Raw genomic sequence first — 24714 nt, forward strand, 5'->3', positions numbered from 1 at the left:
TGTCACCTCGTCTCCTCTTTTCGCTCCTTTGCACGAAGTTGTCCGCATGCTGCATCTATATCATGACCGTGCTCCCTGCGAATGGTTACATTAATGCCGTGGTTCTTCAGTGTCTTTTCAAAAGCAAAAATTTGATCCTTGGGTGTCCTCACATAATCTCGTTCAGGCACATAGTTTACTGGAATCAGGTTAACATGGCACTTCACATTTTTTATTAGCTTTGCCAGCTCTTCGGCATGTTCCACCTGGTCATTGACCCCTCCGAATAATCCATATTCAAAACTCACTCGTCTGCCTGTTTTATTTATATAGTACCTGATTGAATCCATAAGGTCCGGCAGCTTATAAGCTCTATTTATTGGCATCAGGCGGCTTCTGATCTCGGTGTTTGGAGCATGTAATGAGATCGCGAAATTGATCTGCATATTTTCATCTGCAAATTTATAGATTTTTGGGATGATTCCGCTAGTTGAAACAGTGATATGGCGCGCACCGATATTCAGCCCTTTATCATGGTTGATTATCTTCAGGAATGACAGCATACTGTCATAATTATCAAATGGCTCACCGATCCCCATAATAACAACCGAGCTGACCCGTTCATCTGTCTCATCTAGTGCCTGTTGTACTTTTACGACCTGAGCAACGATTTCTCCTGCTTCAAGATTCCGTTTTAATCCGCCTAAAGTTGAAGCACAGAATGTACAGCCGATTCGGCAGCCCACTTGAGTAGTTACACACACTGAATTACCATAGTCATGCCTCATCAGTACGGTTTCAATGGAATAGCCATCATGAAGTTCAAATAAAAATTTTATTGTCCCATCAGCTGACTCCTGCTGAATGATCGTTTTAAGAGTTGTCAGCGAAAAATTTGCTGATAGCGTATCTCTTAACCCTTTTGACAGGTTCGTCATATCCTCAAATGATGTGATTCTTTTTGTGTAAAGCCAATCAAAAATTTGCTCAGCCCTGAAAGCTTTCTCATTATTTTCTTTAAGCCAATCCTTCAGCTCATTCAGCTGTAAAGTATAAATGGATGGTTTTTGTTCTGCTTCTGTTATTTTCTCTGCTGCTGTTTGTTCCATTTATTGCACCTTCTTTCTCAGACAGGCTATATAAAACCCGTCCGAACCAATATCCTGCGGTAAAATCTGCAGTTCAAAATTATCTATAAACGGAGCAATTGCTTTAGGCATTCGCTCACGAACTGATATATCTCCCTCAAATTCCGCATTATTCTTTAAAAACGACTGGACAACATGCTGATTCTCTTCCTTGTCCACTGTACATGTACTATAAACAAGAATACCACCTTTTTTCAGCAAAGGTGAAACGGCATCCAAAAGATTTCTTTGAATCTTATGAAGATGATATAAATCATCTTCTTTTTTTGTGTATTTCATATCAGGCTTTCTTCTCATAACTCCAAGGCCTGAGCATGGGGCATCCACTAAAATACGGTCAAATGATTCTTTTTCATAATGCTCCTGCACTTTCCTGCTGTCAAGGGCATTTGTCTTAATATTCGATAGTCCCAGTCTATCGGCATTATCATTAATCAGCTTTACTTTATGCTCGTGAAGGTCCAGCGAAATGACTTGTCCAGTATTTTGCATTTTTTCTGCAATATGTGTGGTTTTTCCTCCGGGTGCTGCGCAGGCATCCAGAATCTTTTCATTTGGATTTCCTCCAAGGGCATAAGCAGCGAGCATGGAGCTTTCGTCCTGAATAGTAATCAGGCCATCTTTGAAGACACGCGAATTGGCAAGGTTTCCTCTTAAACATTTAATGGCAACTGGTATAAACTGACTTGGTTCCACTTCAAATCCTTCTTCCTTAAGAAGTGACAAGCATTCTTCCCTCGAGGCCTTTACCTCATTTACCCTTGCAGTCTGAAGTGGAGCAGTCAAGTTAATTTCACACATTTTCTTTGTTTCTTCAAACCCAAGCTGATCGGCCCATCTTTTTACAAGCCACGCAGGATGACTAGTCTCAATGGAAAGGCGTTCAACACTGTCTTCAATTTGCTCAAGATCAGGAAGCCCCTTTCTTTGAACGTTCCTGAGCACGCCATTGACCATGCCGGAAATCCCTTTATGCCCCCATCGTTTTGCTATTTCTACTGCCTCGAAAATAGCTGCGCGATCTGGAATTTTATCAAGAAAAACCATCTGATACAGTGTAAGCCTTAAGAGCTGGTTTACCCAGCTTTCAATTTTTTTATTGCCTGCCAAAAAAGGCTGCAGGTAAAAATCGAGTGTCATCCGGCGCTGAAGGGTACCATAAGTCAGTTCAGTAAGAAGACCGATGTCCTTCTGGTCAATTTCGTTCTTTTTTATGGCGTTATTAAGTAATAGATTGCTGTAGGACTGATTTTTTTCAATTGCTTCGAGAAGTTCCAGTGCAGTTTCTCTTACATTTTTCTTTTTTAGCTTTTTCATTCGGAGTCTCCCAAACGGCCGCCGGGAGTTAGATGGGATCCTGAGCCTCTTAAAAATTGTTCTGCTGGCATCTTTTTCTTTCCGGAAGGCTGCAGTTCTGTAATTTTAATGGCTGTCTCATTCCCTGCTGCCACAACGATTCCATCTTCCTCAAGCCTGATAATTGTTCCCGGTTCTTTGTTTTCAGCAGATTTAACCTTCTCCGAATTCCAGATTTTAATCACTTTGCCGTCAAAAGTTGTATAGGCAACCGGCCATGGATTTAACCCTCTAATGTGGTTATAGATTTCTTCACCAGTTTTGCCCCAGTCGATTTTTTCCTGTTCTCTTTTAATGTTATAAGCAAAAGTGGCTTCTTCATCATTTTGCCTGATGGGAGTGAGTTCACTATTCAGGAGCTTTGGCAGTGTTTCAGACAAAAGCTTTGACCCAGCAGCGCTAAGTTTATCGTGAAGAGTGCCAACTGTATCTCTTTCCGTAATCGGCACTTCCACTTGTGTTAAAATATCGCCGGCATCAAGCTTCTCAGCCATGTACATAATGGTGATTCCCGTTTTTTCTTTCCCCTGCAGAATGGAGTAGTGAATAGGTGCACCGCCGCGCAATTCAGGGAGCAATGATGCATGTACATTTATGCAGCCGAACTTGGGTGCATCCAAAAGCTCCTTCGGCAAAATTTGTCCAAATGCAGCCGTGACAACCAGGTCAGGCTTAAGAGCAAGAACTTTCTCCAGCTCTTCTGGCTGGCGGATTTTTTCGGGCTGATACACAGGGATGCCCTGTTTTTCAGCTTCGACTTTTACAGGCGGGGGAGTAAGAACCTTTTTCCTTCCAACAGGCCTGTCGGGCTGAGTAACCACTCCGATTACTTCATATCCGTCCTCTATTATTTGCTTCAGTACAGGCACTGAAAAATCGGGTGTGCCCATAAATACGATTTTTGTCATTCAGCTTCCAATCCTTCCAACTCTTCTTCGTTCAAGTATCTTGTAACTTTTGAGGTAAATAGCACCCCATGCAAATGATCAATTTCATGGAGGATCGCTCTTGCCAGGAAATCCTCAGCCTCGAGGGTAAAATATTTCCCTTTTCGATCCTGCGCCTTGATTTTTACATATTCAGGCCTTGTTACTTCACCATATAACCCAGGAAAGCTCAGGCACCCTTCAGGGCCTGTCTGTTCCCCATTCGTTTCAAGGATTTCGGGATTAATTATTTCAATTGTTCCAAATTCATCATCTATATCAACAATGGCAATTTGCCTGCTAAGCCCGATTTGCGGAGCAGCAAGCCCGACACCATCGAATTCGATCATCGTATCATACATATCATTTAACAGCTTGCCCAGCTTTTTATCAAACACCTTAACGGGTTCGCATTCTGCCTCCAGAACCTCAGCCGGATAAGATACAATTTTTTTTACTGCCAAAACATTTCCTCCATTTTTATCTATTTTCAACCAAATTGAGTTTATTCATAACCACAAAAACAGAAGCTCCTGAGAAGCTCCTCCTAAATAGCTAACGCTTTTAGACTTATGATTTGAAGCTGTAAAACGTTCTTTGTAAGGCCAACAGTTCTCTAAGTTCAAACAAACTAACCTTATGGTTAAGAAATTACATTAAAATATAAGGATTCAGGTCAATTGAGACGGATAGGCCCCCAGTAGCAATATCCTGCTGATAATTATCCAGGACTTTCTTCAGCGCCAGGCCAAGTTCCGGCTCCCGCTTGTATTTTATCAGACATTGATACCGATATCTATTATTGATCCGCGGTATCGGCGATGCAACTGGACCAAGGACTATGCTCTCTGCAGATAATTTTGACTGAATATACTGCGTGATTTTCTCAGTTACCGAAACAGCCTTCATTAATTCCTCGTGGCTGACGGTGACAAGGGATATATAGTAGAAAGGGGGATATCTATGAATTTTGCGGACCATCATTTCTCTTTCATAAAATTTATCGTAATCCTGCTCCCCGGCCAGTTCAATACTATAATGTTCAGGAGTGTAGGTTTGAATAATTACCTCCCCTTCCAATTCATGCCTCCCTGCACGCCCGCTTACCTGAGTCAGAAGCTGAAAGGTTTTTTCAGAAGATCGGAAATCAGGCAGGTGCAGCATCGTGTCTGCCGATAGTACGCCTACTAAGGTAATATTGGGGAAATCAAGACCCTTAGCAATCATCTGAGTCCCAAGAAGAATATCTGCATGCCCATCCTGGAATTGATCAAGGAGCTTTTCATGTGCTCCCTTCCTGCTGGTTGTATCGACATCCATCCGGATTACCTTCGCTTCCGGCAAAATTTTCGCCAATTCCTCTTCCACTTTTTGAGTGCCTGTTCCAAAATAACGGATATGCTCACTTTCGCATTCCGGACATGCATTTGGAACGGGTGCCTCATAGCCGCAGTAATGGCATTTCATCTGCTGGTTATACCGATGATAAGTCAAAGATATATCACAATGAGGACAATTAATAACATATCCGCAGTCCCTGCACATAACAAATGAGGAATGTCCTCTTTTATTTAAAAATAATACGATCTGCTCTTTTTTCCCGAGACGGTCTTTAATTTTTTCGAGGAGTTTCCTTGAGAACATCGAGCGGTTCCCTTCACGCAGCTCTTCCCGCATATCAATGATATCAACGGAAGGGAGAGCCTGATTGTTCATTCTATTTTCGAGAGTGAGGAGATGGTAAACTCCTTTATGTGCTCGCGCAAAAGATTCCAATGAGGGAGTTGCACTTCCAAGCACCACAGGACATTTATGATTTCCCGCTCTTTCGATGGCGACATCCCTTGCATGGTATCTTGGGTTCTCTTCCTGCTTATAGCTGGTTTCGTGCTCTTCATCAATGATAATGATTCCGAGGTTTTCAAAAGGGGCAAAGATAGCCGATCGCGCTCCCACAACAACCTTGACTTCCTTCCGCTGAATCTTTCTCCATTCATCATACTTTTCTCCAGCTGAAAGGCCGCTGTGCATTACGGCAACCTGATTGCCAAATCTGCCCTTGAAGCGTTTGACCATCTGCGGAGTTAAAGAAATCTCAGGAACAAGGACAATGGCTTCTTTGCCATTCTCAAGAACTCGCTGAATGGATTGCAGATACACCTCAGTTTTTCCGCTTCCTGTTACCCCATAAAGCAAAAATGTTTCATGCCGGTTATTTTCAATAGAATTAAGGATCGGGATTATAGCCTTTCTCTGTCCATCGGTCAAAAAGAGCGGTTCAGTTCTTTCGAATTCACGGTCTCCAAATGGATTTCGATAAATTTCCACGTCCCTCTGGCCAAGCAGCCCTTTTTGCATAAGCCCTTTTATGGTGGACGATGTTATTCCAAACAAGGAAAATAACTCTTTCTGATCGACCGGTCCTTCCTCATGAAGAAAATACTCAAGCACTTCTTTCTGCTTGGTTGCGTTGCCCGGAAGCTGTTGAAGATAATCAGCAAGCTTATTAGGGTCAGCAGCCGCGAATACCTGCTTTACTTTTTTCTTTTTCACTCGTTCTTTTACTTGGTAGATAATTTCGATATTTCCATTGGATGCTTCCTTTTGAAGAAGCGGCAAAGCTCCGCTCTTTACTGCATCATCCCATAAAATTTCTTCAGTTTTCTGGAAGAGAGCAGATACTCTTTCAGGAAGCAGTTTACGATCTGCATTTTTTGCCATTACAAGCTTCTTTTCGTATTTTGCCTTCAATGCTGCAGGCAGCATTGCCTGAAAGGCAGAGATTTTGTAGCATAATGTTTTTTCTGTCAGCCATTCACCTAGAGTCAAGAGCTCCTGATTAAGGACTGGATTTAAGTCCATCGGCTCTGAAATGGATTTAAGCTGCTGAAAATCGGACTCTGCTTGTAATGCTGTTACAAACCCCTGGATCTTCCTAGGTCCAAATGGAACAACAACCCTCATGCCGGGGAGAATGACACCTTCCAGATGAGAGGGTATTTTGTAGTCAAATGCCCGGTCTGTCTGTTTGGCAGGTACATCGACAATGACTCTCGCAATATTCATTCATGCTCATCCTTTAGCAAGATCGCAGCTTCTTCAAGAATTTTTACTGCAACATCCTTTTTTGCCATAAGCGGAAGCTTTTCCGAAGACCCATCTTTTTTAAAAAATGTAACAATATTGGTGTCTGTTCCAAAGCCTGCTCCTTCTGCAGTTACATTATTGGCTACGATCAGATCGGCATTTTTCCTCTTTAGCTTGCCCTGTGCATACTCATCAACCTGTTCAGTTTCAGCCGCAAACCCTATAAGGATTTGCTTCTTCTTTTTTTGTCCCAATTCGAATAATATATCTTTTGTTCTTTCAAGTTCCAATAATTCATCCCCGGGCTGTTTTTTCATTTTTTGCGCAGAAGTCACCTTTGGACGATAATCGGAGACTGCAGCGGTCTTAATGACAACATCCGCATGATCAAATTCGCTTATTGCCGCTTGATACATTTCCTCAGCAGATTCTACCTTTATCAGTTTTAAGCCAGCAGGAGCATTAATTGTAACCGGACCGGATATCAATACAACTTCAGCTCCTGCAGATACAGCTGCTTCCGCAATTGCATAGCCCATTTTACCTGAAGAATGGTTTGTAATATAACGGACAGGATCAATTTTTTCCCTTGTTGGGCCGGCAGTTATGACCACTTTCCGGCCAGATAGCTCCAATCTGGAAGGCTTAAAAAATTCTTCAATTGTATCTATAATTTTCTCTGGTTCTTCCAGCCTGCCTTTTCCAACATAGCCGCATGCAAGATACCCTTCTGAAGGCTCTATGAATCTGCATCCAAAACGATATAAGGTTTCAATATTTTTCTGGACAGCAGGATGGCTGTACATATGTACATTCATTGCAGGCGCAATCCAGATTGGTGATGAGGCCGCCAAAAGGGTTGTTGTGATCATATTGTCTGCAATTCCATTGGCCAGCTTTCCGATTACATTTGCTGTAGCAGGAGCAACTAGAATCAAATCGGCCCAATCAGCCAGGTCGATATGAGCAATTACTTTCGAATCTTTTTCATCGAAAGTGTCGGTGTAAACATCATGTCTTGAAAGAGCCTGAAAGGTTAATGGTGCTACAAACTTAGCAGCCGATTCACTTAGGATAACTTTCACCTGCGCTCCAGCCTGAGTAAGCTTGCTCGTTAAGGCTGCAGCTTTATAAACAGCAATTCCGCCGGTTACACATAATAATATCTTCTTTCCAGTCAGCATTATATGACCCCACCAATCTAAAAAAATAATTCATCTCTATGAAAAACGGCCTGCTATATATTTCTATAAGCAGCACTGGCCGTTAATGGCTTAGTTTTCATGATAGTTTTATTATGCAAGAAGAGCAGTGAATTTTCATCTAATAAAACCTTTAAACAAAAATAACAACCTTTTAAAAGGTTGTTATTCAGCGATTTTACTCGTATGATTCATTGGCAGTCTTTTCACCAAGCCGATAATGAAGCTGGTCCGCATGGATTTCCTCAAGTGCTTTTCCCACATTTTTATGTGATTTATAGCTCTCAAGCTGTGGTCTGGCATTAAGCTGAAGCTTACGGGCACGCTTGGCAGCAACAGAAACAAGTGAATATTTGGAATCAATCTTTGTCATTAGAGAATCAATAGAAGGATAAAGCATATTTATTCTACCTCCAGCATCTTTTTGTATTTAGGTTCTACACGTTCCCTGCGGCAGTGTTCTGCTACTACAATGGATTTAATTCTTTCGCAGGCAAGATCGATTTGATCATTCTCTACAACATAATCATATAAGTTCATCATTTCGATCTCTTCTTTCGCTGCACTCATGCGATTGTTAATTATATCTTCTGTCTCTGTTCCCCTGGTTACGATACGGTTCTTAAGCTCGGATAAACTAGGTGGAACCAGGAAGATGAACAAGCCGTCAGGGAATTTCTCACGCACTTGGCGGGCACCCTGAACTTCGATTTCAAGAAAAACATCTTTGCCCCGGTCCAGTGTTTCTCTTACATAATCAACTGGCGTTCCGTAGTAGTTACCGACGAACTCTGCATATTCAAGCAGCTTATCCTGCCTGATCAGCTCTTCAAACTCTTCACGCGTTTTGAAAAAATAATCAACTCCATTGACTTCTCCTGCTCTCGGAGATCTCGTTGTCATTGATATGGAGTATTCAAACGCAGTATCAGGCTGAGCAAATATCTCTTTTCTTACTGTTCCTTTTCCTACACCTGAGGGTCCGGATAGAACAATCAATAACCCTTTTTCTTTCATTTATAAAATCCTACCCTTCCTCAACAATTTCATCACGGTCATTTAATCGGTGCGCAACAGTTTCCGGCTGGACCGCAGACAAAATGACATGGTCACTGTCCATAACGATAACAGCCCGGGTGCGCCTTCCATATGTAGCATCTATTAAAGAGCCCCGGTCACGTGCGTCCTGAATGATCCGTTTAATTGGGGCAGATTCTGGACTGACTATTGATATTATCCGGTTGGCAGAGACAATATTGCCAAATCCGATATTGATCAGTTTAATTGACATTTGGGTCCTCCAATCATCAGTTATTTATTTTGACCCCCAGAGCCGGAATCTAAACAACTGCTATTCAATATTTTGAACTTGTTCCTTCATTTTTTCCAGTAAACTCTTTATTTCAACCACTTCGGCAGCTATCTCTGCACTGTTTGCCTTGGAGCCGATTGTATTGGCCTCCCGGTTCATTTCCTGCAGAATAAAGTCAAGTTTTCTTCCAGCCGGTTCTGAAAGCTGAAGGGTCTTTTCAAATTGGCTAATATGACTTTGAAGTCTTGTCAGTTCTTCACTGATATCCGCTTTATCAGCGAACATCGCTACCTCTGTTAAAATTCTCGGTTCATCCACCTGGCCATCAAGAAATTCTCTCATACGCTTTTCCAATCTCTCCCGGTAAAGCTGCACGACCTTTGGAGTGTACTCTCTCAGCTTGAGGACCCTGCTGCTTAAAAGACTAAGATGGCTTCGTAGATCTTTTTCCAGCTCATCCCCCTCAAGCCTCCTCATCTCAGTTAACTGCAGGCATGCTTCTTCAGCAGCAGAAAGGACCAGCTGGCTCAATTCTTCATTGCCGGACTCCTTTTCTTCTATACCAATCAGTTCTTCCCGTATGATATTCCCGATGGATAGATCCGTTGAGATTTGGTACTTTGTTTGAATTGCAGTTATGTATTGATAATATTCATCCAATAGTTCCCAATCAACATTAACTTTCCTGCTGGACAGGCCATCGCCGTCAATGGTGATATAAACCTCGATTCTGCCTCTTTTGATATGCCCGTTAAGCTTTTTCTTAATCTTGTCTTCGATATGCATCAGCTGTCTGGGCATTCTGATCTGAAACTCGGAAAAACGATGGTTTACAGTCTTTATTTCAACCGTAATGGAACATTGCCCGGATTCTTTCTTGCTTCTGCCATAACCAGTCATGCTTACTGCCATTTCTCACACTTCCTTTTGGGAAAAGCACAGCTTATAAAAAGCACTATTACTTTCAGTTAGCGGCATGATGCCTGTGCAGTTATGTATAAAAATCAAGTAATGATGTAGATTTATATGTTTGCGCAAAAAAGAAAGGTAATAGAGTTCTTCTCTACTACCTAAAGGATTATAACATATTTCATTTTGTTTTTCTTGCCAAAAATGTGCCTGCCAGTAAAAATGTTGGTACGGCTGAGAGTCCTGTGATCATAAACCAGTCGCGCAATTCAATTGGGACGGTGTGAAAAATTGGCTGAAGCGGCGGATAGTATATGACAACCAGCACTAAAGCAAGGGACGAGATGACTGCCCAGACTAAATATTTATTGCCGAAAGGATTTCTCGAGAATACAGATTTTTCACTTCGGCAATCAAATACATGAATCAGCTGTGCCATTACCAATGTAGCAAATGCTACTGTCTGTGCATACGCAAGATGTTCCGGATTTGCCCTATAGGCAAAAATGAACGCCAGCAATGTTACAAGGCCAATTAAAAAACCTCTGGAAACTACTTTCCAGCCAAGCCCTCTTGAAAATACACCTTCCTTTGGACTCCTCGGCTTCCGCTTCATCACATTTTCCTCTGGCTGGTCAAGGCCAAGAGCCATTGCAGGAAGTCCATCCGTTACAAGGTTCACCCAGAGAATCTGGATTGGCACTAAGGGCAGCGGAAGGGCAAGAAGCATAGCAAACAGCATAACCAGAATTTCACCAACATTGGATGCAAGCAGATATCTGATAAACTTTCGAATATTCTCGTAAATATTTCTTCCTTCTTTTATCGCGGCTTTTATGGTAGCAAAATTGTCATCGAGCAGTACCAGAGCGGAGGCCTCTTTGGCAACATCGGTCCCTGTTATGCCCATCGATATTCCGATATCTGCTGCTTTAATGGCCGGGGCATCATTGACACCATCCCCTGTCATGGCAACAATATGGCCTCTGTTCTGGAGAGCCTTTACAATTTTCAATTTATGCTCAGGTGATACTCTGGCAAATACTGCGACATCCTCAACCACATCTTCAAGATCTTCAACCGCCATCTCTGCCAGGTCTTTGCCCTGAAGGACTTTAGAGCCTTGTGTTAAAATGCCTAACTGCTTGGCAATTGCCTGTGCAGTAATCACATGATCTCCTGTAATCATGATCGTTTTAATTCCTGCTTCCTTGCATTCCTTGACTGCTTCCCTTACCTCAGGCCTTGGCGGATCAATCATCCCCTGCAGCCCGATAAATGTTAATCCCTTCTCCGCCTCTTTCTCATCAAGAATGACATTTTTTGAGGGGATTTCCTTAAAGCCAATCGCTATCGTTCTCAAGGCTTGAGAAGCTAGATCTTCTATCGCTCCCTGAATTTCACCTGAGAGCTCCCTCGAAAGAATCTGACGCTTTCCCTCCCAAAGAACCGATTCACTCTTTCCGACTAATACATCGGGTGCTCCTTTGGTTACTATAAATTGCCTTCCGTTATGATCCTTTACCACAACACTCATCATTTTTCGGGCTGAGTCAAACGGAAACTCATTTATAATCTGGAATTGGTTTAACAGACTGCTCCTGTTATAGCCCGCCTTCATGGCCGCTACTAGCAGAGCCCCTTCTGTCGGATCTCCATCAATCACAAACTCATTATTTTTCTGCTGTATTTCAGCATGGTTGCATAACATGCCAAACATCAGCATTTGCTGGAGTGCTTTATCACTTTTCGGTTCAATTTGATTCTCATTTCTATAAAAATGGCCTTGCGGCTCATAGCCGATACCATCTACTCTCCACTCTTTCCCGCCGCTCCAGAGATGCGTAACTGTCATTTTGTTTTGAGTCATAGTGCCAGTTTTGTCTGAACATATCACAGATGCACAGCCCAGTGTTTCAACCGCTGGAAGCTTCCGGACGATTGCTTTTTTTCTTATCATTCTTTGTACCCCAAGCGACAGAGCTACCGTCACGATGGCCGGGAGCCCTTCTGGAATGGCTGCTACTGCCAAGGAAACACCGGCAAGGAACATTGTATATAATTCCTGCCCCTGCACCACACCAGCCACAACAACAAGGACAGTCAGTAAAATCGCTGCCGTAATGAGGATTTTGCCCAGCTGTTCCAATCTTCTCTGAAGCGGAGTCGTCATTGTTTCAGCATTCTGCAGAAGATCAGCAATCTGCCCCATGGCTGTATTCATCCCTGTTCCGACAACTACGCCCAGTCCATTGCCACGGGTTACCATAGTCCCCATAAAAGCCATGTTCTCCATATCTCCAATAGCCAGATTAGCAGTTTTCAAGGAACCGGTCCTTTTTTGGACAGGAAGAGATTCTCCAGTCAAAGCGGATTCCTCAATTTCCAGGCTATTGGACTCTACGATTCTCATATCTGCTCCAATTCTGTCACCTGTCGCAAATTTCAATAGGTCCCCTGCCACCACTTCTTTGGAAGGGATCTTCTTCCATTGTCCATCACGCAATGCAATAACTTGAGGAGCTGATAATTCCTTAAGTGCGTTCAAAGACTTTTCCGCTTTTCTCTCCTGAAAGAAACCCAAAAAGCCATTTATGACTACAATTGCAATAATGGCAATTGCATCAATATATTCACCAAGCAGCCCTGATATTAAGGTTGCTGCTAACAGGACAAGAACCATGAAATCTTTAAATTGACTAAAAAATAAGAGTAAAGCTGACTGCTTTTCTCCCTCTTTCAACTCATTATAACCATATTGTTTATGCCGTTTTTTTACATCATCCTCTGTTAAGCCCGCCTTAATATCTGTATTTAAGGCTTGCTCAACCTCCCTTTCATTCATTTCATGGAACTTCATCCGGACATCACACTTCCTCCTTTGTGGTTTGAGAAAAGCCATGAGCTGCATGGAGAAGGGATACAATAGTAAAGAAATTCATCAGCACTCACAGCCAGACTTTAAGAGAATCCGCCAGATGGCAGACCGTCCTGCTTCTTCTGGTCAATCAAGTGAAGCAGAGTTGTCCAATCTCACTCTAAAGAAAGCATATTCAGCCCTGTCCAAAAAAATGCTATTATTAAAAAGAAAAGCGGAAGCGACTTGCCCACCCCCGACAAGCACAAGACGGGGCTCCCGGAAAGGCGTCCTTTGCCTTTTTGGGAGGTCCGGCTTGTGACCTCGAGGGGGTAGGCGCTGGAGCTAGACAGTATTAGAAAAGCGGAAGCGACTTGCCCACCCCCGGTATCTCGAGGGGGTAGGCTGCTTGCGCCAGACAGTTATCGAAGTACGAAGATATATATTCTGATATTATAGAAAAGCGGAACCCCCTAGCGAAGACATTAAGCCAAGTCTTAAAACTTGATTTTTATTATTTAAATGAAAGAATAATGTATATCTGCAGCAAGTGATAAGCTGTTATTTTTAATAGAAGAGGATGTTCCAATATGTCATTTGATGGTTTGTTTACAAGAGCAATGACGAAAGAGCTTATAGATACTTTAAAGGGCGGCAGAATCAATAAGATTCAGCAGCCTTATAAGAATGAAATTATTTTAGTTGTGCGGGCAAATGGGAGGAATCACAGGCTCTTGCTGTCAGCCCATCCAAGCTATGCGAGAGTCCAGCTTACCAATGAAGCACATGAAAATCCATCAGAGCCTCCGATGTTCTGCATGCTTTTAAGAAAGCATCTGGAAGGATACATACTTGAAGATGTCCATCAAATCGGGCTTGACCGTATAATCGTGTTTGAAGTTAAAGGCAGGAATGAGATTGGTGATACATCCTATAAACAGCTGATTGTTGAGATAATGGGCAGACACAGTAATATTACATTGGTGGATAAATCCCGCAATATTATTCTAGATAGCGTCAAACATGTATCTTATGCAGTTAATAGCCACCGTGCGATTTTGCCTGGACAGGAGTATATTCTCCCTCCGTCCCAGGATAAAATGAATCCTTTCGAAGCAGACAAAGACGATATACTTCGTAAGATCGACTTTAACAGCGGGAAAGTGGATAAACAGCTCGTAGCGAGCTTCGCTGGAATTTCACCGCTTTTTGCAAAAGAAGTCATACACCAAGCTGGTCTTATAAACAGAACAACTGTTCCAAACAGCTTCCAGCAATTAATAGGCTCCCTAAAGGACCATTCCATAAGGCCAGCCATTACAGCAGGTGAACAAAAGGAAAGCTTTTATTTATTGCCTCTCCAGCATATAAAAGGGGAAAGCAGGGAATTTAATTCCTTGAGCGAAATGCTAGACCGCTTTTATTTTGGAAAAGCGGAAAGAGACCGGGTCAAACAGCAATCCAATGACCTTGAACGATTTATAGTAAATGAGAAAGAAAAGAATGAGAAAAAAATTGAAAAGCTAAAAAGAACCCTCCATGAAGCAGAAAATGCCGATAAACATCAATTATATGGAGAATTAATCACAGCCAATATTTATGCGATCCAAAAAGGGATGAAGGAAGCGGAAGTCATCAATTATTACGATGAAAATGGCGGAGCGGTTATCATTCCGCTGGATCCACAGAAGACTCCTTCAGAGAATGCACAAAAATATTTTACAAAATACCAAAAAGCAAAAAATGCAGTAATTGCCGTAAAAGAGCAAATTAAGAAGGCGGAAGAGGAAGCGTCATACTTCGATTCTCTTCTGCAGCAAGTAGAAACTGCATCAACAAGAGATATTGCCGAAATTAGAGAAGAGCTTGTTGAAGGCGGTTATATTAGAGAAAGGCAAAGACGGGGCAATAAAAAACAGCAGAGCCTTAATCCTGTTCTTGACCGCTATACTTCCACAGACGGAACCGAAATATTGGTTGGAAAAAACAACAAGCAGAATGATTATTTAACGAACAAGTTGGCCGCAAGGGATGAGATCTGGCTGCATACAAAGGATATCCCTGGTTCACATGTGGTTATCCGAAGCAAGGAACCGGCAGAAAATACAATTCTTGAAGCTGCATCTCTCGCAGCATACTTCAGCAAAGCCCGTAATTCCAGTTCAGTACCAGTTGACTTCACCCTAGTCCGGCATGTTAAAAAACCAAGTGGAGCGAAACCTGGATTTGTCATATATGACCATCAGCAGACAGTTTACGTTACGCCTGATGAAGAAACGGTGCTGTCATTAAAGCAAAATCTGTAAATAAATGAAAAAAGCAAGCTCAGATGCTTGCTTTTTCATTTATCAAAAACTGCTTTATTGTGTTACTTTTCCCCACTCAGCAGGATCTTTTCGCCATTCTACCAGCTTCTTCATATCCTTTTCCTGAATATAGCCATTTTCAACGGCTACTTCTGTCAGAGCTTCAATATTGGTCAGGGTATATGCTTCAATTTTCTCTTTGTCCAGCATTTCCTTTCCTTTTTCCAGCTGGTATGTAAAGATAGCTGCAACACCCAGCACTTCACAGCCCGCTTCTCTTAAAGCCTTGACAGCAGTGATAGCACTTCCTCCTGTTGAAATTAGATCTTCAACAACAACAACCTTCTGGCCTTTGTCAGCTTTTCCTTCAATTTGCTTGCCTTTCCCATGGCCCTTAGCCTTTGAGCGGACATAGCACATAGGCAGTTCCATAATATCACTTACCCAGGCAGCATGCGGAATGCCTGCTGTTGCTGTACCTGCAATTAGTTCTGCTTCAGGAAATTTGTCCAGAATGATTGATTTAAGGCCAGCAGCTATTTCTTTTCTAACTTCAGGGTATGACAATGTAAGACGGTTATCGCAATAGATTGGAGCACGCAATCCTGAAGACCATATAAATGGATCGTTTGGGTTTAATGCAACTGCTTTTATATCTAATAATTTTTCTGCTATTTTACGCTTCATTTAGAACGCCCTCCCAAGATTGCTTGCATTGAATATATTTTTCAAATGGATTTTCCGCTCTTGTAATCGATCGGCCTACTACAATTGCGGAAGCCCCTTCCTTTCTGGCGAATTCAGGTGTTGCCACTCTTTTCTGATCTCCGGAGTCGTCAGATAACAGTCGTATTCCCGGTGTTACAGTCAAAAAGGAAGATCCTATTCGCGAACTTATTTCCCTTGCCTCAAGACTTGAACATACTACCCCATCAAGTCCTGCTTCTTTGGCAAGCTTGGCATAATGAAGAACAGATTCGTTTAATGAAGCAGGAATTAACTGCTCTGATTTCATTTGCTGTTCGGATGTGCTTGTCAGCTGCGTCACAGCAATACAAGATGGCCTTTTCCCTGAACTTCCGGCTTCAAGTCCTTCACGTGCTGCTTCCATCATGGCTTTTCCTCCTGCGGCATGGACATTAACCATATCGCAGCCAAGCCCCGCAAGCCTCTTCATTGCACTTTTAACAGTATTAGGAATATCATGAAGCTTGAGATCAAGGAAGATCTCATGCCCTTGTTCTTTTAGTTCGTGAACGATGGAAGGACCCTCCTGATAAAATAACTCCATGCCGACCTTTAGAAATAATTTTTCATTTTCAAAGTTTTTCAGAAAATGATTAACTTCCATTTTCCCTGAAAAATCAAGAGCAATAATGAGCGGCTTTTTCATGCTTCTTCCAGCTCCTTCCTATACAATCTGAAATATGTTCATATCCAAGGTTTTCAATAAGTTCGGGCAGCCTATCGATAATTTTCGGACACACAAAAGGATCTACGAAGTTAGCTGTTCCAACCGCTACTGCACTTGCACCTGCATAGAAGTATTCGATTACATCCTCTGCAGATTCAATGCCGCCCATTCCGATTATCGGAAGGGACACCTGCTGGCTCACTTCATAAATCATCCTTAGCGCGACAGGCTTAATGGCTGGCCCTGAAAGTCCCCCTGTTCTATTTGCCAAAACCGGACTGCCTGTTTTTAGATCGATTCTCATGCCAACAAGCGTGTTGATCATTGTTAAACCGTCAGCTCCGCCATCTTCCACTGCTTTCGCCATTTCTACAATATTTGTGACATTTGGTGAAAGCTTTACATAGACAGGAACCTCTGAAACCTCTTTTACTTTTTTCGTTAGGTTTTTAGCAATTTCCGGTATAGTCCCAAAGGCAATTCCGCCTGTTTTTACATTCGGACAGGAGATGTTGAGCTCAAGCGCATGTACATTCGGGCTTTCAGAAATTCTTTTGGCAACCGCAACATAATCCTCTTCCTGCGAACCAGCTACATTGGCAATGATCGGTACATCATATTGTTCAAGCCAGAGAAGTTCTTCATTCACCACTTTTTCCAGTCCTGGATTCTGCAGTCCTATTGCATTCAGCATTCCTGCTGAGGTCTCAGCCACTCTTGGTGTTGGATTTCCAAAACGGGGCTCAAAGGTTGTCGCCTTAATCATGATCGCACCCAATTGGCTCAAATCATACATTTGGCTGAATTCTCTTCCGAAGCCAAAGCATCCTGATGCAGGCATGATTGGATTTTTTAATTCCAGTCCAGGCAGACTGACATTTAATGAGTTCATAGAACTACCTCCCCTGCTTTAAAGACCGGTCCGTCACTGCAGACTTTTTTATAACTGTATCCATCAGGATCATCCCCTGTATGGCAAACGCATGCAAAGCACGCTCCGATGCCGCAGCCCATTCGTTCTTCCAATGAAAGGTATACCGTTTTATGAGAGTATTGATTTTCAAGCGCCTTCAGCATCGGCGTTGGGCCGCATGAATATAAAACATCGAAATTAATATTAAATTTATTAATAACATCTGTAACAAAGCCTTTCGTTCCTGCACTTCCATCAGCTGTAGCCAGATAGGTCTCGCCCAGCTGAGCAAACTTTTCTTCATAGAAAACCGTACTTGCTGACTGAAAGCCAAGGACATGTATCACCTTAGCACCATGGCTTACAAGCTGTTTGGACAACTCATATAGAGGGGGGACTCCAATTCCGCCTCCTACAAGAAGTGCTGTATCCCCCCGGCCAGCTTCACTGATAGGAAACCCATTTCCCAGAGGCCCCAATACATCTGTGTAATCGCCAGGTTTTTTTTCTGAAAGCATCACCGTTCCCCTGCCTTCAGCACGATATATCATCTTAAACTGGCTTTCATCAGGTAAAATCTCTGCAATGCTGATCGGCCTTCTTAGCATCGGATCATAACCCCCGGATATTTTCAAATGCACAAATTGCCCGGGCACTTTCATTTCATGAACAAGCTCACCTTGAAGGGTGAGCTCGTAAATGTTTTCGGCAAGTTTAATTTGCGATATTACAGTGCATTGTTCCTGTCTGATCAAGATAAAACCGCCTCCCGGACTTGTTCTGGCTTATCCATCGCATCTGCTGAGAAATTCATTGATTCGATTACTTGAAGGATTGCTTCTGCCGTATCCAGGGAAGTAAGGCATGGCACGCCATTTTCCACCGATTCACGGCGGATGCGGAAGCCATCTCTGGCAGGCTGCTTTCCTTTTGTTAGAGTATTTATAACAAATTGCGCTTCGCCATTTCTGATGACATCCAGAAGGTTTGGCCCTTCTGAGCCGATCTTTCCAGTCACCTTTACAGGAATGCCGGCAGATTTAAGGAATAACGCTGTTCCGCTCGTTGCCATTAGCCTGTAGCCGATGGATACAAATCTCTTTGCCAGCTGCAGCGCCTCATCCTTATCCTTATCTGCGACAGTCATTAGTACGGTTCCAAACGGCTGGATTTTCATGCCGGAAGCAACAAGACCTTTATAAAGGGCTTTTTCAAGCGTTGAATCTTTTCCCATAACTTCTCCAGTTGACTTCATTTCAGGCCCTAAAGTGATGTCTACTCTTCTTAATTTTGCAAAAGAGAACACTGGGACTTTTACAAACACGCCTTTTCTCTCCGGCAGGAGGCCAGATCCGCAGCCCTGCTGAGCCAATGTTTGGCCCATGATAACTTTCGTGGCGATTTTGGCCATTGGCACGTTTGTAATCTTGCTCAAGAAAGGAACCGTCCGGCTTGAACGCGGGTTGACTTCCAGGACATATACTTCCCCTTTTGCCACTACATACTGGATATTCAGGAGACCTATAATGCCAAGGCCCTTAGCCATCTTCTCGGTATACTCAACAAGCTTGTCTTTGATTGCTTCTGATATATTTTGCGGAGGATAGACGGCAATGGAATCTCCTGAGTGTACTCCAGCTCTTTCAATATGCTCCATGATGCCTGGAATAAGCACATTTTCTCCATCCGAAATGGCGTCCACTTCTATCTCCTTCCCAGTCAGATACCGGTCGATCAATACTGGATGCTCTGGATTTACTTTAACAGCGTTTTCCATATAATGAAGAAGCTCGGCTTCTTTATATACTATCTCCATGGCCCTTCCGCCAAGTACATATGATGGTCGGACAACTACGGGATAACCGATTTCACCAGCAACCGCTACTGCCTGCTCCACTGATAAGGCAGTCTTTCCTTTTGGCATCGGAATGCCAAGCTCTGCAAGAGCTTGCTCAAATTTATCCCGGTCTTCTGCCCGGTCTACATTTTCAAGAGAAGTTCCGAGAATTTTCACGCCTCTCTTTACCAGATCTGCTGCAAGGTTAATCGCTGTTTGTCCGCCAAATTGCACAACTACACCTTCTGGCTTCTCAAGATCAATGATGTGCATAACATCTTCAATCGTCAGCGGCTCAAAATATAGCTTATCGGAGATGCTAAAGTCAGTAGAAACAGTTTCCGGATTATTATTAATGATGATTGCTTCATAACCTGCTTCCTTGATGGCCCATACTGCGTGGACAGTTGAATAGTCAAACTCCACTCCCTGGCCAATTCGGATAGGTCCTGAGCCGAGAACAACAACACTTTTGCGGCCGGTTACATCCGATTCGTTCTCATCTTCGTAAGTTCCATAGAAATACGGTGTTTCAGATTCAAATTCTGCTGCACATGTATCAACCATTTTATAAACCGGTACAATATCTTGTTCTTTTCTCCAGCTGTATACTTCCATTTCACTTGAATCCCACAGCCTGGCAATCACCAGATCGGCAAATCCCATTTCCTTTGCAGCTTTCCCTGTTTCAGGGTCAAAAGGATTTTCTGTTAATACACTCTCAAAATCTATGATTTTCTTAATCTTATGAAGGAAGAATAGATCAATCATACTCCATTCATGGATCGTCTCGATGGTGACTCCCCTTCTGATGGCTTCTCCGATATAAAACAAACGTTCATCGCCTGCTTTTCGAATCCGCTTTTCGATCAATTCATTCGAAATTTGGTCAGCGTCCTTCAGCTCAAGATGATAAATGTTGGCTTCAAGTGAACGGACTGCTTTCAGAAGAGATTCTTCAAATGTGCGGCCTATTGCCATCACTTCACCTGTAGCCTTCATTTGGGTCCCAAGCGAACGGTTCGCAGATTCAAATTTATCGAACGGCCAGCGTGGAATTTTTGAGACAATATAATCCAATGCCGGTTCAAAGCAGGCATATGTTTTTCCTGTCACAGGATTCATCATTTCATCAAGTGTCAGCCCCACCGCTATCTTGGCTGCCAGTTTGGCAATCGGATATCCTGTTGCCTTGGATGCAAGTGCTGATGAACGGCTGACACGCGGGTTAACTTCAATGATGTAATAATTGAAGCTATCCGGATCAAGTGCCAGCTGGACATTGCATCCTCCTTCAATCTCAAGGGCGCGGATAATTTTTAATGAAGTGTTTCTAAGCAGCTGATATTCACGATCACTTAAAGTTTGGCTTGGAGCTACAACAATGGAATCACCTGTGTGGACACCTACAGGATCGAAGTTTTCCATATTGCAGACAACAATCGCATTGTCATTGGAGTCTCGCATCACTTCATACTCAATTTCTTTGAAGCCCGCAATGCTCTTTTCAAGCAGGCACTGTGTTACAGGGCTGTTCTTCAAGCCGCTTGTCACAATTTCGATTAACTCTTCTTCATCGTGGCAGATTCCCCCGCCTGTCCCCCCTAATGTAAAAGCAGGGCGTACGATGACCGGATAGCCAATCCTATTTACAAATTTATAGGCTTCTTCAAGATTATGGATAATTTCACTTTCAGGCACCGGCTCGCCTAGTTCATTCATCAGATTCCTGAAAAGATCCCGGTCTTCCGCTTTTTGAATAGCAGATAATTTTGTACCGAGGATTTCAACCCCGCATTCTTCCAACACACCTGATTCAGCAAGTTCTACTGCCAGGTTTAATCCTGTCTGTCCCCCAAGAGTAGGTACAAGGGCATCAGGGCGTTCTTTTCGGATGATGCGGCTGACGAATTCCAGCGTAAGCGGCTCAATATATACAGCGTCAGCAATTTCAGTATCTGTCATGATGGTGGCAGGATTGGAATTTACTAGAATGACACGATAACCTTCTTCTTTCAATGCAATGCAGGCCTGTGTTCCAGCATAATCAAACTCTGCTGCCTGTCCGATGACAATTGGTCCTGATCCGATAACTAAAATGCTTTTTATATCTGTACGCTTTGGCATGCTGCAGCACCTTCCTCTTTATGTGATTCAATCATTTGCAGGAATTGTTCAAATAATCCATTTGCATCCTCCGGTCCCGGTGAAGCCTCAGGGTGATATTGCACAGTGAACGCCGGGACTTCTTTATGTTTCAAACCTTCAATCGTTCCATCGTTTAATGCAATATGTGTTACTTCCAGAGGACTACCCGAGATGGAGTTTTCTTCCACTGAATATCCATGGTTTTGAGATGTTAATGCGACTTTTCCGGTTTGCAAATCTTTTACCGGATGGTTTGAACCGCGATGGCCGAATTTCATTTTTTCTGTATTGGCACCGCATGCGAGGGCAAAAAGCTGATGTCCCAGGCAAATCCCAAAAATCGGCACGTTTCCTAACAGACCTTTAATCATTGTGATGGCTTCCGGAACATCTTTCGGGTCTCCCGGCCCATTTGAAAGCATAACCCCATCCGGGCTCATGCTGAGTATTTCTTCAGCTGTTGTATTATATGGTACAACAATCACATCACAATCCCGTTTGTTTAATTCTCTTAAGATACCGTGTTTCATGCCGAAATCTACAAGGACTACCCTTCTGCCGCGTCCGGGGCTTGGATAAGGTGTCTTAGTTGAAACTTTCTTAACCTGATCGTTTCGCAGCTTGGTTGCCCGCAGTTTTTCTAAGATTAATTCCGGGTTTTCACTTATGCTGCAAATAGCACCTTTCAGCGTACCATGCTGCCTGATAATCCTTGTTAATTTTCTAGTATCAATCCCAGCGATCCCAGGGATGTTTTTCATCTCAAAGTATTCAGCAATTGACTGTTCATTTCTCCAGTTTGATGGAAACTCGCTTGCTTCTTTTACAATGAACCCGGAGATGGCAGGGGAGATGGATTCAAAATCATCTCGATTAATTCCATAATTTCCGATTAAAGGGTATGTCAATGTTACAATTTGTCCACAGTAGGAAGGGTCAGAGAGAATTTCCTGATAACCCGTCATTCCTGTATTGAATACTACCTCTCCAATCGAATTCGTATCGCTTCCAAAGCCTTTTCCAATAAAAATTGTTCCGTCTTCCAGAATCAGCTGTTTTTTCATGCTTTTACACTCCTTCTGTTCCAAACAATTTTTCCTTCAGCTATTGTCATGACTGGCCAGCCTTTACAATCCCAGCCAGTAAATGGCGTGTTTTTCCCTTTTGATAAGAACTGAACAGGGTCAATCTTTTCCTGGCGGTTTAGATCAAGCAGGACAAGATCAGCGATTCCACCTGCTTCCAATTTTCCTGATTGAATGCCGAATGCCTTTGCTGGCTTGATTGTTAAATAATCAATCAGCTGTTTTAGCGTGAATATTCCCTTCTCGACAAAGTGTGTGTATAGAAGCGGGAAGGCTGTCTCAAGTCCAACAATCCCAAAAGGCGCCAGCTCCATCCCCTCTTCTTTTTCCGCTGCTGTGTGAGGTGCATGGTCGGTCGCGATAAAATCAATCGTGCCGTCCAATAATCCTTCTATTAAGGCAGCTCGGTCATCTGCCCCTCTTAATGGAGGATTCATTTTAAAGTTTGCATCCAGACCTGGGATATCCTCTTCACATAGAAGGAGGTGATGAGGTGTCACTTCGGCCGTTACCTTGATGCCTGCCCGCTTTGCATCTCTTACCACCCTGACAGACTCTTTCGTGCTGATATGGCAGACATGATAATGGCAGCCAGCAGCTTCGGCAAGGAGTACATCCCTTGCGATTTGCACTGATTCACAGACGGAAGGGATACCATTTAAACCATTCTCTTTAGCAAAAACTCCATCATGTACGGAACCTTTGTTAATGAGGGTATTTTCTTCGCAGTGCGCAACAATCGGCATTCTTATCTCTGCGGCATTCCTCATTGCCTGCAGCATCATGGCTGCTGATTGAACTCCAACTCCGTCATCTGTAAAAGCAAACGCTCCAGCTTCTTTCAGTGCTTTAAAATCTGTTAATTCCTGGCCAAGCTCACGGATCGTAATCGATGCATATGGCAAAACCTTGACCGACGCAGTCTCTTCAATACTGCAGTTCAATTTATCAAGCTGTTCTTTCGTATCAGGTACAGGCCGGGTATTCGGCATGGCAGCAACCGTTGTGAAACCGCCTTTGGCTGCTGCTTTAGTGCCAGTTTCAATGGTCTCTTTCTTTTCACCGCCAGGTTCACGCAAGTGTACATGGAGATCTATAAAGCCTGGTGCAATCAATAAGCCTTCAGCATCAATCACTTCCTGTGCCTTTTCCTCGATACCTGCACCTATCCCGGCAATTTTTCCTGACTTTATGTAAATGTCAGTTTTTACAAAGTTCCCTTCTTTAGTAAGCAACTGGCCATTTTTGATTAATATTGACATGATTAGCTCCCCCTTCAATATGTTCAATCGATCTTTTTAGTACAGCCATTCGGATGTACACACCATTTTGCATTTGTTTGAAGATTCTGGAACGCTCACATTCCACCAGGCAATCTGCTATTTCCACACCCCGATTTACAGGGGCCGGATGCATGATAATGCTGTTTGGCTTCATTTTTGTTTCACGCTCTTCTGTAAGGCCGTATGCCAGGTGGTATTCTTCAGCCGTTTGATTGGCTTTGGATTCATGCCGCTCATGCTGGATTCTCAGCAGCATGACAGCATCAGCGGTTTCAATAGCTGTATCAACATCTTCATACATGCCATTTTCAAGCAATTCTTCATTGAACCATTCTTTTGGTCCGGAGAAAACAACCTTCGCACCGAGCCGGACAAGTGCATCTGCATTGGATCTTGCGACACGGCTATGGGCAATATCACCGATGATGGCTACTTTTAATCCTTCAAAGGAACCGAATTCCTGTTTAATTGTCAGCAGGTCTAGCAGGGATTGTGTTGGATGGTGGCCGCAGCCATCCCCTGCATTAAGGATAGAAACACCGCTTTTATCTGTTAATTCGTCAAAGTAGCGGTCCTGGCTATGGCGAATGACTACTGCATGCACTCCGATTGCTTCAAGTGTTTTTACCGTATCGTATAGTGACTCACCCTTCGATACACTTGACGTACTGACTTCAAATGGGATTATGTCCAATCCAAGCCGCCTTTCCGCAACTTCAAAGCTGCACTTTGTCCTTGTGCTATTCTCAAAAAAGAGGTTGGCGACAAAAACCTTTTGTTCAGGAGTCCATGTTCCTCCGTTTAAAAAGTATTGTGCATCATTAAGTATTTTATTGATTTCTTTAATCTCTAGCTCTGAGGTAGTGAGCAAATGTTTCAATTTTTTTCCTCCTCTTCAAAAAAAGCACCCTGCCGATTTGGTCAGGGTGCTGCAAAGTTGAGGCAGCCAGAT

General features: G+C 43.0%; 20 protein-coding genes. 1 reads left to right on the plus strand and 19 read right to left on the minus strand.

The window, feature by feature from the left end; genetic code table 11:
- Positions 1–2: 2 nt before the first annotated feature.
- The 11 genes from rlmN to NR125_RS02875 all read right to left on the minus strand — a co-directional run bounded on the left by rlmN (position 3) and on the right by NR125_RS02875 (position 12779).
- Positions 3–1088 carry a dual-specificity RNA methyltransferase RlmN gene (gene rlmN / locus NR125_RS02825; RefSeq protein ID WP_009330813.1) on the minus strand — a complete coding sequence of 362 codons (1086 nt, stop codon included), beginning with the start codon at positions 1086–1088 and terminating at the stop codon, positions 3–5.
- The gene (gene rsmB, locus NR125_RS02830; protein ID WP_009330814.1) at positions 1089–2444 is read right to left on the minus strand and encodes a 16S rRNA (cytosine(967)-C(5))-methyltransferase RsmB; all 1356 of its coding nucleotides are present in this window, start codon (positions 2442–2444) and stop codon (positions 1089–1091) included. It lies immediately after the preceding gene.
- Positions 2441–3391 (minus strand): methionyl-tRNA formyltransferase, encoded by a 951-nt coding sequence (gene fmt, locus NR125_RS02835; RefSeq protein ID WP_019381733.1) that lies wholly within the window; start codon positions 3389–3391, stop codon positions 2441–2443. Before fmt ends, rsmB begins: the two co-directional genes overlap by 4 nt.
- Positions 3388–3873, minus strand: coding sequence for a peptide deformylase (def, locus tag NR125_RS02840; protein WP_009330816.1), 486 nt, complete (start codon positions 3871–3873; stop codon positions 3388–3390). The genes fmt and def overlap by 4 nt, the downstream gene beginning before the upstream one ends.
- A gap of 187 nt (positions 3874–4060) precedes the next feature.
- Positions 4061–6475: a primosomal protein N' gene (priA, locus tag NR125_RS02845; protein ID WP_009330817.1), complete on the minus strand. Its 2415-nt coding sequence runs from the start codon at positions 6473–6475 to the stop codon at positions 4061–4063.
- The gene (gene coaBC, locus NR125_RS02850; protein WP_009330818.1) at positions 6472–7680 is read right to left on the minus strand and encodes a bifunctional phosphopantothenoylcysteine decarboxylase/phosphopantothenate--cysteine ligase CoaBC; all 1209 of its coding nucleotides are present in this window, start codon (positions 7678–7680) and stop codon (positions 6472–6474) included. Before coaBC ends, priA begins: the two co-directional genes overlap by 4 nt.
- Positions 7681–7876: 196 nt before the next feature.
- Positions 7877–8098: a DNA-directed RNA polymerase subunit omega gene (gene rpoZ, locus NR125_RS02855; RefSeq protein WP_009330819.1), complete on the minus strand. Its 222-nt coding sequence runs from the start codon at positions 8096–8098 to the stop codon at positions 7877–7879.
- Positions 8099–8100: 2 nt separating this feature from the next.
- Entirely contained in the window at positions 8101–8715 is a 615-nt protein-coding gene (gmk, locus tag NR125_RS02860) for a guanylate kinase (RefSeq protein WP_009330820.1), read from the minus strand.
- 10 nt (positions 8716–8725) lie between these two features.
- Positions 8726–8989, minus strand: coding sequence for an extracellular matrix/biofilm regulator RemA (gene remA, locus NR125_RS02865; protein ID WP_009330821.1), 264 nt, complete (start codon positions 8987–8989; stop codon positions 8726–8728).
- A gap of 60 nt (positions 8990–9049) precedes the next feature.
- A complete protein-coding gene (locus NR125_RS02870) occupies positions 9050–9922 on the minus strand; it encodes a YicC/YloC family endoribonuclease (RefSeq protein WP_009330822.1) in 873 nt (290 codons plus the stop codon).
- Positions 9923–10100: 178 nt separating this feature from the next.
- Positions 10101–12779 carry a calcium-translocating P-type ATPase, SERCA-type gene (locus NR125_RS02875; RefSeq protein ID WP_009330823.1) on the minus strand — a complete coding sequence of 893 codons (2679 nt, stop codon included), beginning with the start codon at positions 12777–12779 and terminating at the stop codon, positions 10101–10103.
- Positions 12780–13366: 587 nt separating this feature from the next.
- Between NR125_RS02875 and NR125_RS02880 the strand changes: the two genes are divergently transcribed.
- Positions 13367–15082 carry an Rqc2 family fibronectin-binding protein gene (locus tag NR125_RS02880; RefSeq protein WP_071156634.1) on the plus strand — a complete coding sequence of 572 codons (1716 nt, stop codon included), beginning with the start codon at positions 13367–13369 and terminating at the stop codon, positions 15080–15082.
- Positions 15083–15136: 54 nt separating this feature from the next.
- Here the strand turns inward: NR125_RS02880 and pyrE are convergent, their stop codons facing one another.
- The 8 genes from pyrE to NR125_RS02920 are packed head-to-tail and all read right to left on the minus strand — an operon-like array spanning position 15137 to position 24642.
- Positions 15137–15769 carry an orotate phosphoribosyltransferase gene (gene pyrE, locus NR125_RS02885; RefSeq protein WP_009330825.1) on the minus strand — a complete coding sequence of 211 codons (633 nt, stop codon included), beginning with the start codon at positions 15767–15769 and terminating at the stop codon, positions 15137–15139.
- Positions 15759–16475 (minus strand): orotidine-5'-phosphate decarboxylase, encoded by a 717-nt coding sequence (gene pyrF, locus NR125_RS02890; protein ID WP_009330826.1) that lies wholly within the window; start codon positions 16473–16475, stop codon positions 15759–15761. Before pyrF ends, pyrE begins: the two co-directional genes overlap by 11 nt.
- Positions 16447–17388, minus strand: a complete 942-nt coding sequence (locus NR125_RS02895; protein ID WP_009330827.1) for a dihydroorotate dehydrogenase — start codon at positions 17386–17388, stop codon at positions 16447–16449. Before NR125_RS02895 ends, pyrF begins: the two co-directional genes overlap by 29 nt.
- Positions 17385–18161 carry a dihydroorotate dehydrogenase electron transfer subunit gene (locus NR125_RS02900; RefSeq protein WP_269721467.1) on the minus strand — a complete coding sequence of 259 codons (777 nt, stop codon included), beginning with the start codon at positions 18159–18161 and terminating at the stop codon, positions 17385–17387. The genes NR125_RS02895 and NR125_RS02900 overlap by 4 nt, the downstream gene beginning before the upstream one ends.
- Positions 18161–21373 (minus strand): carbamoyl-phosphate synthase large subunit, encoded by a 3213-nt coding sequence (gene carB / locus NR125_RS02905; protein ID WP_009330829.1) that lies wholly within the window; start codon positions 21371–21373, stop codon positions 18161–18163. The genes NR125_RS02900 and carB overlap by 1 nt, the downstream gene beginning before the upstream one ends.
- On the minus strand, positions 21352–22458 hold the full coding sequence (locus tag NR125_RS02910) for a carbamoyl phosphate synthase small subunit (RefSeq protein ID WP_009330830.1): 1107 nt from the start codon (positions 22456–22458) through the stop codon (positions 21352–21354). Before NR125_RS02910 ends, carB begins: the two co-directional genes overlap by 22 nt.
- Positions 22455–23741, minus strand: a complete 1287-nt coding sequence (locus NR125_RS02915) for a dihydroorotase (RefSeq protein ID WP_256814707.1) — start codon at positions 23739–23741, stop codon at positions 22455–22457. The genes NR125_RS02910 and NR125_RS02915 overlap by 4 nt, the downstream gene beginning before the upstream one ends.
- Complete coding sequence (locus NR125_RS02920; protein ID WP_071156636.1) at positions 23704–24642, minus strand: aspartate carbamoyltransferase catalytic subunit; 939 nt, start codon at positions 24640–24642, stop codon at positions 23704–23706. The genes NR125_RS02915 and NR125_RS02920 overlap by 38 nt, the downstream gene beginning before the upstream one ends.
- Positions 24643–24714: the final 72 nt, after the last annotated feature.

The organism is Cytobacillus sp. Bac17 (assembly GCF_024519925.1).
Lineage (GTDB): Bacteria > Bacillota > Bacilli > Bacillales > Cytobacillaceae > Cytobacillus > Cytobacillus pseudoceanisediminis.